Raw genomic sequence first — 15945 nt, forward strand, 5'->3', positions numbered from 1 at the left:
TATGACAAATAATAAAAATGTAATATTGACTGCTCGCGATATTGTCGTGGAATTTGACGTTCGTGATAAAGTCCTAACAGCTATTCGTGGCGTTTCGCTTGATCTGGTTGAAGGAGAAGTGTTAGCACTAGTAGGTGAGTCTGGATCTGGTAAGTCTGTATTGACTAAGACTTTTACTGGAATGTTAGAAGAAAATGGGCGAATTGCTCAAGGGTCTATTGATTACCGTGGTCAAGATCTTACAGTTCTTAAGACAAATAAAGATTGGGAAAAGATCCGTGGAGCAAAAATTGCTACAATTTTCCAAGATCCGATGACTAGTTTGGACCCGATTAATACAATCGGAAGCCAAATTACTGAGGTAATTATCAAACACCAAGGAAAAGATGCAAAAGAAGCTAAAGAACTAGCAATCGATTATATGGAAAAAGTTGGTATTCCCGATGCAAAACGCCGTTTTGACGAATATCCGTTCCAATATTCTGGTGGGATGCGTCAGCGGATTGTTATTGCTATTGCCTTAGCTTGTCGTCCAGATATTCTTATCTGTGATGAGCCAACAACTGCTTTGGATGTGACTATCCAAGCTCAAATTATTGATCTTTTGAAGTCATTGCAAGACGAATACCATTTTACAACAATCTTCATTACTCATGATTTAGGTGTAGTTGCAAGTATTGCTGATAAGGTTGCAGTTATGTATGCAGGTGAAATTGTAGAGTATGGAACAGTGGAGGAAATATTCTATGATCCGCGGCATCCATATACATGGAGTTTGCTTTCAAGCTTGCCTCAGTTAGCAAATGACCACGGAGAGCTGTTCTCTATTCCAGGTACACCACCATCGCTTTATACTGAGTTAAAAGGTGATGCGTTTGCTTTGCGTTCTGATTATGCTATGCAGATTGACTTTGAAGAAAAAGCACCAAAATTCAAAGTGACAGATACTCATTGGGCTAAAACTTGGTTGCTTCATGAAAACGCACCAGAAGTTCACAAACCAGAAGTCATTGAAAATTTGCATGAAAAGATCCGCTTAAACATGGGCTTCACTCAGTTAGAAGATTAGGAGGAAGGAAATGTCTGAAAAATTAGTAGAAATTAAAGATTTGGAGATTTCCTTTGGCGAAGGGAAGAAAAAATTCGTTGCTGTCAAGAATGCGAATTTCTTCATTAACAGAGGTGAAACTTTTTCACTCGTAGGTGAATCTGGATCTGGTAAGACAACTATTGGACGTGCGATCATTGGTTTAAATGACACTAGCAAAGGTGACATTATCTTTGATGGAAAGAAAATCAATGGCAAAAAATCTGGACAAGAGTCAGCAGAGATTATTCGTAAAATTCAAATGATTTTCCAAGATCCTGCTGCCAGTCTTAATGAACGTGCAACAGTTGATTATATTATTTCTGAAGGATTATATAATTACCACCTTTTCGAAAATGAAGAGGAACGCGTACAAAAAGTTAAAAATATCATCCAGGAAGTTGGTTTGCTAGCAGAACATTTGACTCGTTATCCACATGAGTTCTCAGGTGGTCAACGCCAACGTATTGGAATTGCTCGGGCTTTAGTAATGCAACCGGATTTTGTCATAGCTGATGAGCCAATTTCAGCTCTTGATGTATCAGTTCGAGCCCAAGTTTTAAATTTGCTTAAGAAGTTTCAAAAAGAGCTTGGTCTGACTTACTTATTTATTGCTCACGATTTATCAGTGGTTCGCTTTATTTCGGATCGCATTGCGGTGATTTATAAAGGGGTAATTGTCGAGGTTGCAGAAACAGAAGAACTTTTTAATAATCCAATACACCCATATACGCAGTCGTTATTATCAGCTGTTCCAATTCCAGATCCAATTTTAGAACGTAAAAAAGTTCTAAAAGTTTATGATCCAGAACAGCATGATTATTCTGTTGATAAACCTGAAATGGTTGAGATAAAACCAGGGCATTTTGTTTGGGCAAATCAAAAGGAAGTTCAAAAATATAAAGAAGAATTATAAAATAAAAGGCAAAGCTAGGATTTGACATGCATCCTAAAAGTTAGACAAAAAAGATCTAACTTTTAGACTCTTTGTCAACTGTAGTAAATTTATGAAACGCTACAATCTGGAGAGGACTAAATTTGTCCTCTTCTTTTTGATGTTCAAAGCGATGAGGATTCTAGTTTTAAAGTTTTCAAAGTTCGGAAAGCCAAAAGCGTTTCGCTTGATGATCTTGATGAGGTTGTTAGTAGCTTCTAGTTTTGCGTTTGAGCAGAGCAGTTCCAGTGCGTTCGTAATCTTATCCTTATCTTTCAAAAAGTTCTTAAAAACAGTTGGAGAGATAAGATTTGCACAAGAAATTGTATCTTCAATGAGACCAAAGACCTGCTCTGCCTATTTCTCTTGAAAATGAAAAAGCAAGAGTAGTGTTCTCTGATCTTTTGCGAGTAAGAGAGAATTTTTTCAAGAATCTCTTTATTAGTTAAGTGCATACGAAAAGTTGGGCGATAAAATCGTTTATGGCTGAGTTTACGGAATGAGTTTCCAGTAACGTTTGAATGTTTTATATTCATGCGATTTTCTATCCAACTGATTCATGATTTAGATACGAAGCAGGTTCATAGCTCGGCCTAGGTATTGTACAATGTAAAAGCGATATCATAGTGAAGTCTAAACATGTCCATTGTAATGAATTTTACTAGGCTTCTCACCTGTCTAGAATAACGAAGGAAATGATTGCGAATAGTCCCTTGTGTCCGCCCATCTAAGATAGCTACAATCTTTCTTGAATCAAAATCCTGTGCAATGAAGCTCATCTTGCCTTTTAGGGATAGCTGTCATAGGGACTTTCTCGATTAAATTTTGAGTGATTTTCTGGTTGACTATGGTCGCGATTTGATGGTTTTTCTTGACTAAAGAAGTCTCAGCGACAGCTACTTTCCTACATACTTTCTTTACATTGAAAACGGTCAAATCAGCGTTTTGTATCCCGCACACTCTAGATAGGGAATTTTAGATTCTTTTGTGAAGCCATATTGAACCATTTGTCCTTGACAGTGGGGACAGTTAGGAGCAGGATAATCTAGTTTAGCGATGATTTCTTTATGAGTTCCAGTATCTAGAACATCCAAGATTATGATGTTCTTGTCTTTCATTCTGAGTAAGCTTTTGATAAAATTTTGTCGTTCCATAAGATTCTTTCTAATGATGGTTTGGTCACTTTTCATTATAGGTCTTATGGGACTTTTTTTCTACAACAAAATAGGTTCCATAGTTCCTATGGTGGATTTATCTACTACAGAAATTATAAAGCAATAATAGAGTTAAGAAGAGTTGAGGGTTGTTCCTTAGGTTTTACAAAGAAAAACTTGATTATAAGCGCCACTCGTCGCCAATATGGCTTTTACTTGCTAGATAAATTGGTCCCAAAAAATTATGTAGATTCGAAGATTGATTCTGATTTTATCTATGACTCGTTTGAAGATACCTATAGCTCGGATAATGGCCGTCCTAGTCTAGATCCTGTCATGTTAGTTAAAATCTCTCTGGTCCAATGTTTTTAAGGCATTCGCTCTATGCGCCAAACCATTAAAGAGATTGAAGTCAATGTAGCCTATCGTTGGTTTCTTGTTCTAACCTTGAATGATAAGGACTCTTATTTTACCATATATTAGAAGAAATACAACTGTGGCTTTCAAGAGAAAGAACTGATTTCTGATATTTTCTTACAGATCCTCAACCAAGCTTTATGTGGTGATTTAATTGATCTTTCAGAACTATTTGTGGATGGTGCCCATAACAAAGTAGTAGCTAATAGCCACAAGTATCGTAAGGAAATCGTTGAGCAACAAGCAAAATTTATGAGTGATCAATTGAAAGTTGAGATTGATTTAGATTAGAGAAAACATGGGAAAAAGTTCTTAAAGCTTGCAAAAGAAATTGAGGATAAGGAAAAGAAAATCTCAACGATAGACGCCGAATGTGGTTGATTCCAAAAGGGGGAGCACAAGAAAGTATTTGCCTATTCTTTCCAATTAGCTTGTGATAAGCATAGTTGTGTCTTGACTTATATGGTTGAGGCATGACATGTTCATGATAGCCAGGCTTTTCTTTCTCTTTTTTCAAAGTTAGAACTTTTCTCACGCCGCTACATTATTGCGGAATCAGGCTACAAGACCCTAGCTATTGCCCGGTATTTTATTAAAGAGAAATATCGTCCCTATTTTCTTTTGGACTCGTCCCAAAGGAGTTAAGGGAAACTCAAGACTCAATGACTTTGTTTATGATGACTACTATGATTGTTATCTCTGTCCAGAGAATCAGGTATTAACCTATCTCACTACTACACAAGAAGGTTATTGTGAGTATGGGAGTACTCCCAAGTTGAAATAATCGAGGATCATTTGATGCCGGATCATATACATATATTAGTGAGTATTTCACTAGGGTAAGTGTTTTCAGTTTCATGGGGTATTTAAAAGGGAAAAGTGCTCTTAAGATGCCAATCTCAAGTATAAGTTTAGGAACCGCTATTTCTGGGCAGAAGGCTGTTACGTTAGTACAGTAGTGCTTAATGAATCTACCATCAAAAACTATATTCAAGATCAGGAAAAGCATGATATAGCACTAGATAAATTGAGTGTAAGAAATATGAGGATCTTCTTTAGGGATAGTGGCAAGTAATACCAAAGCCTCTTTAAGAGTCAAGAGCAATGAAACTTGAACAAAGTGAAAGCTAGCATCTTTAGGCGCAGGCTGATTTTGGGCTTACAGCCCTGGTGCAAACCACCTGTTAGACTGATGGTTATGATTTTAGAATAGACCTATTTAGAATTTTTTCTAAATACTACTTGCATTCTAAATAAAAAGGTGTATAATCTATTTAGAAATATTTCTAAATACCATCAAAGGAGGAAAAAATGGGAATAAGCGAAACAATGAAAGCTTTGGCAGATCCAGTTCGACGCAATATTTTAGAAATGTTGAAAAGTGGGCCTAAGTCAGCTGGAGAAATTGCTCAGGTTTTTGATTTAACAGCTGCCACTGTTTCCTATCATTTATCACAATTAAAAAAAGCAGGATTGTTATTAGAAGAACGACAGAAAAACTTTATTTATTATCGTTTAGATATGACGATTTTTGAGGAAGTATTAGCCTGGGTTCGCTCGCTAGGAGGAAATGAAAATGAAGAAAAATAGTTTACAAGAATTAGGTTGGGCACTTGGCGTCATGCTCTTGCCAGTTTTATATGCCGTATGGATCTATCCAACATTACCAGAAAACCTGGCTATTCACTTTGACTTATCTGGAAAAGGAAATGCTTTTTTACCTAAGTTTTTAGTAGTTTCGGCTTTTCCAATTGTCATGATGCTGCTAGAAGTTATGATTTACTGGACAACCATTGCCAAAGATATCTTGAATAGAACCTTTAAGCACTTTATTCGCTGGATAATCCCTTTTACCTTTGTTTCGCTGTATCTAGCTACCATTTATCGGGGGTTAAATGAGGAATTTGATATCCGTAAAATAGTAGCCATGGTGGTTGCTTTGGTTTTCATAATTGTAGGCAATTACTTGCCCAAAAAAGTACAGGCGGACAAACAGCCTTTAAACAGGAAATGGGCTTATTTGTGTCTTTTATTTGGACTTGTTTTAATGCTTGTTAGTTTATTTATGTTGTAACGACATTTACATAGATATATCTTTTTTTGTAAGCGGATTTATGGTATACTATCATTATCAAACAAAAAAGGCTAAGTATGATTAATAAGGAACATTATCAGTTTATTCGTCAGCATTCTGCATTTGAGAATTTGCCAGTGGAGTCTTTTGATAAGTTAGCTATTGAGATCCAATTTCATAAAGTACCAAAAGGCCAGATTATCTTTTTTGCTGGAGATCGTAGAGACCGTCTTTTTCTTCTTTATGATGGTTATGCACGAATTGAGCAATACGATGCTACAGATACCTTTTCTTACACAGACTATATCAAAAAGGGAAATGTTTTTCCTTATGGTGGGATGTTTTTTGATGAGCGTTACCATTACACAGCTAGTGCTGTGACGCAAATCGAATTTTTTAGTATCCCAATGGATTTGTTTGAGAGTTTTTCTAAAAAAAATGTCAATCAATTACTATTTATTACACAAAAATTATCCAAAATATTAGAATTTCAAGAATTGAGGCTACGCAATGTCGTTGCAGCAAGTGCCACAGATCGAGTCGTTCAATCATTGTCTATTTTATGTATGGACCTTTGTAGAACAGAAAATGTTTTACCTTTTCCTATCAGTATGAAAGAATTAGCCAAGCTGGGCGCTACGACTCGGGAAACAGTCAATCAAGTGTTGAAAAAGTTGAGAGAAGAAAAACTCATCAAATATGAACATAAAAAACTAACTTTTATAGACAAAGAATATTTTATGAAATATTTTGAAGGATAGAAAGAGGCTGGGACAAAAGTCCTAGCCTCTCAATTGTCTTTGGATTGTCGAGCAAGACGCAGTGGTTGAGTGGGCTCTACTACGCTGCTTTCATCAGCTTTTACAGCCCTACTCAACTGTGCGGAGGTGGGACGACGAAATCGAATTCTAACGAATTACCGATTTCTGTCCCACTCTCTTTTCTTATATTTATAAATATATTATATCAAAAAATAAATATCCATTAAAATCATAAAATAGATATTTTATGCAAAGAAAACGCTTTAGAAACGAATAATATGAAAGATTTTATGAAAAAGTGATAAGGATTTGGCAATCACACTGTCAGTTTTTTTGTGAAAACGCTAATAATAAATGCTAGAATAATAGATGTAAACGGGATTAGGAAAACCTAAACCGCAAAGAAAAAAGGAGGAAAGTAGATGTCTACACATCCCATTCATGTTTTCTCAGAAATTGGAAAACTGAAAAAAGTTATGTTGCATCGGCCTGGTAAAGAGCTTGAAAACTTGATGCCAGACTATCTTGAACGTCTTCTTTTTGATGATATTCCATTTTTGGAAGATGCACAAAAAGAACACGACGCATTTGCTGAAGCGCTTCGCAAAGAAGGAATTGAAGTGCTTTACCTCGAAAAACTGGCTGCTGAGTCATTGACTTCACCAGAAATTCGTAATCAATTCATCGAAGAATATCTTGATGAAGCAAATATTCGCGGTCGCCAAACAAAAGTGGCTATTCGTGAGTTGCTTCAAGGTATTAAAGATAATCAAGAATTGGTTGAAAAGACAATGGCTGGTGTTCAAAAAGCTGAGCTACCAGAGATTCCTGAAGATGCAAAAGGTTTGACAGACTTGGTAGAATCAGATTATCCATTCGCTATCGATCCAATGCCAAATCTTTACTTCACTCGTGACCCATTCGGTACGATTGGTAATGCGGTATCTCTTAATCATATGTATGCAGATACACGTAACCGTGAAACTCTTTATGGTAAATACATTTTCAAGTATCACCCAATCTATGGTGGTAAAGTAGAATTAATCTATAACCGTGAAGAAGATACACGTATCGAAGGTGGAGATGAGCTTGTTCTCTCTAAAGATGTGCTTGCAGTTGGTATTTCTCAACGTACAGATGCAGCATCTATTGAAAAATTGCTGGTAAACATCTTCAAGAAGAATGTTGGCTTTAAGAAAGTGTTGGCTTTTGAATTTGCTAATAATCGTAAATTCATGCACTTGGATACAGTTTTCACTATGGTGGACCATGATAAATTCACAATTCACCCAGAAATCCAAGGAAATCTTCGCGTCTTCTCTGTAACTTATGAAAACGAACAGTTGAAGATTGTCGAAGAAAAAGGCGATTTGGCTGAACTTTTGGCAGCGAACTTGGGTGTTGACAAGGTGACTTTGATTCCATGTGGTAATGGCAATGCAGTAGCAGCGGCTCGTGAACAATGGAATGATGGTTCAAATACATTGACTATCGCACCAGGTGTAGTAGTTGTATATGATCGGAACACCGTAACCAATAAGAAATTGGAAGAATATGGACTTCGTTTGATCAAGATCCGCGGAAGTGAGTTGGTTCGCGGTCGTGGTGGACCTCGTTGTATGTCTATGCCATTCGAACGTGAAGATATTTAAAAAATCCAATATCTTCGTATAATCCAAAGATAGAAAGAGGAAATGATAGAATGACAAATTCAGTATTCCAAGGACGTAGCTTCCTTGCAGAAAAAGACTTTACTCGTGCAGAGTTAGAATACCTTATCGGCCTTTCAGCTCACTTGAAAGACTTGAAAAAACGCAACATTGAGCACCGCTATCTTGCTGGTAAAAATATTGCTCTTTTGTTTGAAAAAACATCTACTCGTACACGTGCAGCCTTTACTACAGCAGCTATTGACCTTGGCGCACATCCAGAATACCTTGGTGCAAATGACATTCAGTTAGGTAAAAAAGAATCTACTGAAGATACAGCTAAGGTTTTGGGACGTATGTTTGATGGTATCGAATTCCGTGGCTTTAGCCAACGCATGGTTGAAGAATTGGCAGAATTCTCAGGTGTTCCAGTTTGGAATGGTCTGACTGACGAATGGCACCCAACTCAAATGTTGGCTGACTACTTGACAGTTCAAGAAAACTTCGGACGTTTGGAAGGCTTGACATTGGTATACTGTGGTGACGGACGTAATAATGTTGCCAACAGTTTATTAGTAACAGGTGCTATCCTTGGTGTCAATGTTCACATTTTCTCACCAAAAGAACTCTTCCCAGAAAAAGAAATCGTTGAATTAGCAGAAGGATTTGCAAAAGAAAGTGGCGCTCATATCTTAATCACTGAAGATGCTGACGAAGCTGTGAAAGGTGCTGATGTACTTTACACGGACGTTTGGGTATCTATGGGTGAAGAAGATAAATTTGCAGAACGTGTTGCCCTTTTGAAACCATACCAAGTAAATATGGATTTGGTTAAGAAAGCTGACAACGAAGACTTGATCTTCTTGCACTGCTTGCCTGCTTTCCACGACACAAATACTGTCTATGGTAAAGATGTTGCTGAAAAATTCGGCGTAGAAGAAATGGAAGTGACTGACGAAGTATTCCGCAGTAAATACGCTCGTCACTTTGACCAAGCAGAAAACCGCATGCATACAATCAAAGCGGTTATGGCGGCAACCTTAGGTAACCTATACATTCCAAAAGTTTAACCTACCTAATTATTAAACTGTAATACCAACAGCTATGAGGGCTGCGACTATAGCTTTAGTCCGGCCCTCATTTTTCATAGTTAGCTTATTTGTATCTTATTCTATTCTAAATGTAGTTTGTAAATTTAAGTGACACTTGTGACTTATTATATAGAATGAAAGCAAATAAGGAACTCTATTGCTCTAAATGTATAATAGATGCCAAAGGAGGAATTTATGGCAAATCGTAAAATCGTGGTAGCGTTGGGAGGGAATGCGATTCTCTCTTCAGATCCATCAGCAAAAGCACAGCAGGAAGCCTTGGTGGAGACTGCGAAGCATCTTGTAAAATTGATTAAAAATGGTGATGATCTCATCATTACACATGGGAATGGCCCTCAAGTAGGAAATCTGCTCTTGCAACATCTAGCAGCTGACTCTGAAAAGAACCCTGCATTTCCACTCGACTCTCTCGTAGCTATGACAGAAGGAAGCATTGGCTTCTGGTTGCAAAATGCTTTGCAAAATGCCCTATTGGATGAAGGGATTGATAAAAACGTAGCATCAGTTGTGACACAAGTAGTCGTAGATAAGAATGATCCAGCTTTTGTTAACCTTAGTAAACCAATCGGTCCTTTCTATTCAGAAGAAGAAGCAAAAGTCGAAGCTGAAAAGAGCGGAGCAACTTTCAAAGAAGATGCAGGTCGTGGTTGGCGTAAAGTCGTTGCTTCACCAAAACCTGTTGACATTAAAGAAATTGACACCATTCGCACTCTCTTAAATGATGGCCAGGTAGTTGTAGCTGCTGGTGGTGGCGGTATTCCTGTTGTTAAGGAAGACAATGGTCACCTTTCAGGAGTTGAAGCTGTTATCGATAAAGACTTTGCTTCACAACGTTTGGCAGAGTTGGTTGAAGCTGATCTCTTCATCGTTTTGACAGGAGTAGACTATGTCTTTGTAAACTACAATAAACCTGATCAGGAAAAATTAGAACATGTGAATGTTGCTCAGTTGGAAGAGTATATCAAACAAGATCAATTTGCTCCAGGAAGTATGCTTCCAAAAGTTGAAGCAGCTATTGCTTTTGTTAACGGACGCCCAGAAGGAAAAGCAGTCATTACTTCATTAGAAAATCTTGGAGCATTGATTGAATCTGAAAGTGGAACAATTATCGAAAAAGATTAAGTTTGTTCTAAAAATTATAAAATTAACCTTTAAAACAATAGTTTTTTAGCGGTTAATATGATAAAATAGTTATAAATAGAAAACGCTTTCTTGAATTAATTTTTAAGAACGCAACTTGGTTTTTTGCACTTTGTTAGATTTTAGGAGGAGAAAACAATGAGTGAAAAACAAAAAAGGGTTTAAGATGCCATCATCTTACACCGTATTGATCATTATCATTGCCCTTATGGCGGCTTTGACTTGGATTATCCCAGCTGGTCAGTATGATACAGACAAAGCTGGAAACCTAATTGCTGGCACTTATAAAACAGTGGCGTCAAACCCTCAAGGTATATGGGATGTCTTGATGGCACCAATTCGGGCTATGTTGGGTCATGAACCGACTAAAGCGGCAATTGATGTATCTTTCTTCATCTTGATGGTTGGTGGTTTCCTCGGCGTTGTGAATGAAACTGGAACGCTGGATGTAGGGATTGCTTCTATCGTGAAGAAGTACAAAGGCCGTGAAAAAATGTTGATTGTTGTCCTCATGCCTTTGTTTGCCCTTGGTGGTACAACGTATGGTATGGGTGAAGAAACAATGGCCTTCTACCCATTACTAGTTCCTGTTATGATGGCTGTTGGATTTGATAGTATTACAGCGGTAGCTATTATCTTGCTTGGATCTCAAATTGGATGTTTGGCTTCTACACTGAACCCATTTGCAACAGTTATTGCGTCAGATACAGCAGGAGTACCAACAGCAGAAGGTTTGGCACTTCGTCTCATTTTCTGGTTTGTCATGGTTGCGATGAGTACTTACTTTGTCTACCGCTATGCAGACAAAATCCAAAAAGACCCAACCAAGTCTTTGGTGTACAACCAACGTGAAGAAGACCTCAAACACTTCAACGTATCTAATAATGAAGATGCGCCATCTGTTTTGAGTAAGAAACAAAAACATGTTTTGTATCTCTTTATTGCAACATTTGTCATCATGGTTGCCAGCTTTATTCCATGGACAGATCTTCATATCACTCTTTTTGAAAACTTAAATGCTTGGTTGACAGGACTTCCTGTAATTGGTAAAATCATAGGTTCTTCTGCAGCAGCTCTAGGTACTTGGTACTTCCCAGAAGGTGCAATGCTCTTTGCAGTAATGGGCATTATCATAGGTGTAGTTTACGGACTGAAAGAAGATAAGATTATTTCTGCCTTTATGAATGGTGCTGCTGACTTGCTGAGTGTAGCTCTTATCTGTGCAGTTGCGCGTGGTATTCAAGTTATCATGAACGACGGTATGATCACAGCAACTATTCTTCATTGGGGTGAAGAAGGCTTGAAAGGTCTATCATCTCAACTATTCATTATCTTGACTTACATTTTCTACTTGCCTATGTCATTCTTGATTCCATCTTCATCTGGTCTTGCCAGCGCAACAATGGGTATCATGGCACCTCTAGGAGAATTTGTAAATGTGAAAGGAAGTTTGATTGTTACTGCTTACCAATCTGCTTCTGGTGTTCTAAATCTTGTGGCACCAACTTCTGGTATCGTAATGGGAGCTCTTGCTCTTGGACGTATCAGCCTTGGAACTTGGTGGAAATTCATCGGTAAATTGATTGTAGCAATTATCGTTGTCAGCATCTTACTCCTTCTCTTGGGAACATTTATCCCAGCAATAGGATAAGAATGTGAGGTGTTTCCATGAAAAATTATCTAACAGAACAAATTAAAGAAGATTTTCTTGCATCATTAAAACTTCTGATTTCCTACCCATCTGTTCTCAACGAAAATGAAAATGGAACACCTTTTGGACAAGCTATTCAAGATGTCCTAGAAAAGACTTTAGAGATTTGTCAAGGTTTAGGTTTTAAGACGTACCTTGATCCTAAAGGATATTATGGATATGCAGAAATCGGCCAGGGAAAGGAACTCCTGGCCGTTCTCTGTCATTTGGATGTTGTTCCATCAGGTGATGAAGCAGATTGGAAGACACCGCCATTTGAGGCGATCGTAAAAGACGGCTATATTTTTGGTCGCGGTGTACAAGATGATAAAGGTCCTTCTATGGCCGCATTATATGCGGTGAAAGCCCTGCTTGATAGTGGAGTGGTCTTTCAAAAAAGGGTGCGCTTTATCTTCGGTACAGATGAAGAAACGCTTTGGCGGTGCATGGGCCGATACAATGAATTAGAAGAAACAGCTACTCTTGGCTTTGCCCCTGACTCATCTTTCCCTTTGACTTATGCTGAAAAAGGCCTTTTACAGGTCAAACTACATGGACCAGGTTCTGACTTCCTTCAGTTGGAAGCAGGTGAAGCCTTTAATGTCGTTCCAGCTAAAGCAAGCTATCAAGGAGCTTTTTTAGAAAAGGTTATTGCAGGTTTACGAGCTGCTGGTTTTGACTATGAAGAAACGGCTGATGAAGTGACTGTTCTTGGAGTACCAAAGCATGCCAAGGATGCAGCGCAAGGAGTCAATGCTATTGTCCGCTTGGCTAAAGTTCTTCAATTACTGGCTCCGCATCCGGCTCTATCATTTATAGCAGACGCTGTTGGTGAGGATGCCACAGGAAGTCGCTTGTTTGGTCCAATTTTAGACGAGCCATCTGGCAGTCTTTCATTTAACATTGCTGGTTTGACAATTACACCAGAAAGATCAGAAATTCGGATTGACCTACGGATTCCAGTATTAGCAGACAAAGAGGACTTGGTAAGGATTTTGTCGAAGAAAGCAGCAGACTATCAGTTGACTTACGAAGAGTTTGACTACTTAGCGCCACTTTATGTACCAAAAGATAGCGAATTAGTTAGCACTTTGATGGGTATTTACCAAGAAAAAACAGGAGATACTAGCCCTGCTATGTCATCAGGAGGTGCGACTTTTGCTCGGACAATGCCAAATTGTGTAGCTTTTGGGGCACTATTTCCAGGTGCAGAGCAGACAGAACACCAAGCTAATGAACGTGCAAAATTAGATGATCTATACAAAGCAATGGATATTTATGCTGAGACGATTCGACGTTTGGCTGGGGAATAAAAAAAGAGTTTGGGAATGTACAGTTCCCAAACGCTTTTTCTATCTATAATATAATAGGTGGATAGAGTCTATTTACTAAAGAAAAATGGTGGTGCAAATTCTTTAAGTTTATCGAAGCAATCAATTGCTTCTTGCTCATTCTCACAGATAATCAAGCAGACATCATCGCCACAGACGGTTGCGATGATTTGTGGCAATTCGAGAGCATCTAAAATAGCACCGAAAGATTGGGCTAAGCCAGGTAGTGTCTTCATGACAACCTGATTTTGAACTGGTCGGAGCATGATAAGGGCATCTTCCATATAGAAGCGGAGGCGTTTTTCCCATCTAGATGGGGCAATGCTATTAATGACATAATAAGAAATATCATTTTCTGTTACCTTGACTAGATTGAGCGCCTTCATATCACGTGACAGAGTGGATTGTGTCACAATAACGCCGTTAATCTCGAGGAGCTCCTGTAATTCTTGCTGAGTATGGACTTTCTTTTCCATAATAAGAGAACGGATCAAACGATGTCTACTTTCGATTTTGTTCATAAGGTCACCTATTATTTAATAAACATGGCGTCTCCAAAGCTAAAGAAGCGGTAGCGCTCAGAAATTGCGTGTTCGTATGCTTTTAAAGTCAGTTCCCGACCGGCAAAGGCTGAAACGAGCATAACTAAGGTTGATTTTGGCAAGTGGAAGTTAGTTGAAAAAGCGTCGACAATCTGCCATTGATAGCCAGGCTTGATAAAGATATTGGTCCAGCCAGAGTCTGCCTGAATCTCTCCGTTAAATTTATTTCCAATAGTCTCCAAAGTGCGAATAGAAGTTGTTCCAACAGCAATGATACGGTGACCATTAGCCTTGACATTTCGGAGTGTAGTTGCTGCTTCTTCAGATAAAGTATAAAATTCAGAATGCATTTCATGATCTTTTAGATTATCCACCGAAACAGGTCGAAAAGTTCCAAGGCCGACATGAAGGGTTAAATAAACGAGCTTCACCCCTTTTTCTTCGATTTTGGTAAGTAATTCTTTTGTAAAGTGCAGTCCAGCTGTGGGAGCGGCGGCAGAACCATTTTCTTTTGCATAGACAGTTTGGTAGCGTTCGCGATCTGCTAATTTTTCATGAATGTAGGGCGGCAATGGCATCTCACCTAAGCTTTCAAGGACTTCTAAGAAAATTCCCTGATAATCAAAGCGGACTATCCGGCCTCCATGCTCTAACTCTTCTGTAATCGTTGCAGTTAAACGCCCGTCGCCAAAGACTACTTGTGCTCCGACTTTTAAACGTTTAGCTGGTTTCGCTAAGACTTCCCAGAAGTCTCCTTCAGTATTTTTTAAAAGAAGAAGCTCGACATGACCACCTGTACCTGGCTTTTCACCATATAAGCGGGCAGGTAAGACACGGGTATTGTTCATCACAAGAGCATCGCCGGGTTCTAGCTGGTCGATGATACTATCAAAATGCTGATCAGAAAACTCTCCAGTCTCACGATTAACGACCAATAAGCGAGAAGCATCTCGCTTTTCAAGCGGTGTCTGAGCAATTAGCTCCTCTGGTAAATGAAAATCAAAATCTGCTGTGTTCATTATATCTCCTTAAACTGTCCAAATCGTCCATAAAAAGTAGGCGCAAAATAAAATTGGAAGGCTACTTAGAAGTATTCCCATACTAAAGGCGATGATTTTTAGAATTTTTATATCTCTGAAAAACAATCCCATAACGAGAAAGAGAACACCTAGTAAGAATAAAAGTAATAAATACAATAACATTCTTACATTATATCATGAATTGCGCTTTCTTTGACAGACAAAAAGTTAAATATGTAAATTTCTATCTTGACAAAAATTGGTCTATACCATATAATAAAACTAGGAACACACAGGAGGAAAAATGATGAAAATAATTCAAGTATCTGACCAATTAGAAGGTGGAAAAGTAGCTGTAGATATTTTGAGAAGAAAGTTAGCTGAAGGAGCAAAAACACTTGGCTTAGCAACAGGAAGTAGCCCACTGACTTTCTATAAGGAACTGGTTGATAGTGATATTGATTTGTCAAATCTTGTCAGTGTCAATTTAGATGAGTATGTAGGACTTACAGAGGATGATCCTCAATCTTACCACTACTTCATGAAAGAGAATTTATTCTCTCATAAACCTTTTAAACACAGTTTCCTGCCAAATGGAACAAGTCATAACGCGGAAGAGGAAACAGAGGCTTATAATCGCATTTTAGCGGAGAATCCAGTTGATTTTCAAATTTTAGGAATTGGCACAAATGGCCATATCGGTTTTAACGAGCCGGGGACTAGCTTTGACAGTCAGACACATTTAGTTGATCTAACGCCATCGACAATTGAGGCTAATGCACGTTTCTTTGAAACAATTGATCAAGTACCAACTCAAGCAATTTCAATGGGAATTGCCAACATTATGGCTGCGAAATCAATCCTTCTCTTTGCATATGGCAAATCCAAAGCTCAAGCTATTGCAGGAACTGTCTCAGGACCTGTTACAGAAGAGCTCCCAGCAAGCGTTCTTCAAAATCACGCTGATGTGACCATCATTGCAGATGCAGAAGCACTAAGCTTGTTGAATAACTAAGGATTTCCTGCCTGTTCTTC

General features: G+C 38.3%; 13 protein-coding genes and 3 pseudogenes. 13 read left to right on the forward strand and 3 right to left on the reverse strand.

Annotated features, from left to right (window positions below; translation table 11 throughout):
• The first annotated feature begins 1 nt into the window (after window position 1).
• Both HMPREF9182_RS08395 and HMPREF9182_RS08400 read left to right on the forward strand, forming a co-directional pair.
• Window positions 2-1069: an ABC transporter ATP-binding protein gene (locus HMPREF9182_RS08395; RefSeq protein ID WP_009754289.1), complete on the forward strand. Its 1068-nt coding sequence runs from the start codon at window positions 2-4 to the stop codon at window positions 1067-1069.
• 10 nt (window positions 1070-1079) lie between these two features.
• On the forward strand, window positions 1080-2003 hold the full coding sequence (locus HMPREF9182_RS08400; protein ID WP_009754672.1) for an ATP-binding cassette domain-containing protein: 924 nt from the start codon (window positions 1080-1082) through the stop codon (window positions 2001-2003).
• A 99-nt stretch (window positions 2004-2102) separates the two neighbouring features.
• Here the strand turns inward: HMPREF9182_RS08400 and HMPREF9182_RS09645 are convergent.
• A pseudogene (locus tag HMPREF9182_RS09645) lies at window positions 2103-3175 on the reverse strand (transposase).
• Window positions 3176-3352: 177 nt separating this feature from the next.
• Here HMPREF9182_RS09645 and HMPREF9182_RS10995 point away from each other — a divergent pair.
• From HMPREF9182_RS10995 to HMPREF9182_RS08460, 10 genes and pseudogenes are all read left to right on the forward strand, one after another.
• Window positions 3353-4370, forward strand: a pseudogene (locus HMPREF9182_RS10995) (transposase); the annotation flags it as partial.
• A pseudogene (gene tnpA / locus HMPREF9182_RS10105) lies at window positions 4355-4667 on the forward strand (IS200/IS605 family transposase); the annotation flags it as partial. The pseudogenes HMPREF9182_RS10995 and tnpA, both read left to right, overlap by 16 nt.
• A 236-nt stretch (window positions 4668-4903) precedes the next feature.
• Window positions 4904-5182, forward strand: coding sequence for an autorepressor SdpR family transcription factor (locus HMPREF9182_RS08425; RefSeq protein ID WP_009443296.1), 279 nt, complete (start codon window positions 4904-4906; stop codon window positions 5180-5182).
• Complete coding sequence (locus HMPREF9182_RS08430; RefSeq protein WP_009754558.1) at window positions 5169-5666, forward strand: DUF1648 domain-containing protein; 498 nt, start codon at window positions 5169-5171, stop codon at window positions 5664-5666. Before HMPREF9182_RS08425 ends, HMPREF9182_RS08430 begins: the two co-directional genes overlap by 14 nt.
• A 77-nt stretch (window positions 5667-5743) precedes the next feature.
• Window positions 5744-6427: a Crp/Fnr family transcriptional regulator gene (locus tag HMPREF9182_RS08435; protein WP_009754765.1), complete on the forward strand. Its 684-nt coding sequence runs from the start codon at window positions 5744-5746 to the stop codon at window positions 6425-6427.
• A 422-nt stretch (window positions 6428-6849) separates the two neighbouring features.
• The gene (arcA, locus tag HMPREF9182_RS08440; RefSeq protein WP_009443773.1) at window positions 6850-8079 is read left to right on the forward strand and encodes an arginine deiminase; all 1230 of its coding nucleotides are present in this window, start codon (window positions 6850-6852) and stop codon (window positions 8077-8079) included.
• Between the two features lie 50 nt (window positions 8080-8129).
• Window positions 8130-9146: an ornithine carbamoyltransferase gene (argF, locus tag HMPREF9182_RS08445; RefSeq protein ID WP_008809518.1), complete on the forward strand. Its 1017-nt coding sequence runs from the start codon at window positions 8130-8132 to the stop codon at window positions 9144-9146.
• Between the two features lie 216 nt (window positions 9147-9362).
• On the forward strand, window positions 9363-10310 hold the full coding sequence (arcC, locus tag HMPREF9182_RS08450) for a carbamate kinase (RefSeq protein ID WP_009443711.1): 948 nt from the start codon (window positions 9363-9365) through the stop codon (window positions 10308-10310).
• A 184-nt stretch (window positions 10311-10494) separates the two neighbouring features.
• Window positions 10495-11979 carry a YfcC family protein gene (locus HMPREF9182_RS08455; RefSeq protein WP_037603123.1) on the forward strand — a complete coding sequence of 495 codons (1485 nt, stop codon included), beginning with the start codon at window positions 10495-10497 and terminating at the stop codon, window positions 11977-11979.
• 17 nt (window positions 11980-11996) lie between these two features.
• Window positions 11997-13331, forward strand: coding sequence for a dipeptidase (locus HMPREF9182_RS08460; protein ID WP_009443963.1), 1335 nt, complete (start codon window positions 11997-11999; stop codon window positions 13329-13331).
• A gap of 68 nt (window positions 13332-13399) precedes the next feature.
• Here the strand turns inward: HMPREF9182_RS08460 and HMPREF9182_RS08465 are convergent, their stop codons facing one another.
• Both HMPREF9182_RS08465 and queA read right to left on the reverse strand, forming a co-directional pair.
• Window positions 13400-13870 (reverse strand): arginine repressor, encoded by a 471-nt coding sequence (locus HMPREF9182_RS08465; protein WP_009754549.1) that lies wholly within the window; start codon window positions 13868-13870, stop codon window positions 13400-13402.
• Between the two features lie 11 nt (window positions 13871-13881).
• Window positions 13882-14910, reverse strand: coding sequence for a tRNA preQ1(34) S-adenosylmethionine ribosyltransferase-isomerase QueA (gene queA / locus HMPREF9182_RS08470; protein WP_009754856.1), 1029 nt, complete (start codon window positions 14908-14910; stop codon window positions 13882-13884).
• A gap of 307 nt (window positions 14911-15217) precedes the next feature.
• Between queA and HMPREF9182_RS08475 the strand changes: the two genes are divergently transcribed.
• Window positions 15218-15925 carry a glucosamine-6-phosphate deaminase gene (locus HMPREF9182_RS08475; RefSeq protein WP_037602843.1) on the forward strand — a complete coding sequence of 236 codons (708 nt, stop codon included), beginning with the start codon at window positions 15218-15220 and terminating at the stop codon, window positions 15923-15925.
• Window positions 15926-15945 lie beyond the last annotated feature (20 nt).

Origin of the sequence: Streptococcus sp. oral taxon 056 str. F0418 (assembly GCF_000220065.1) — a bacterium.
GTDB lineage: Bacteria > Bacillota > Bacilli > Lactobacillales > Streptococcaceae > Streptococcus.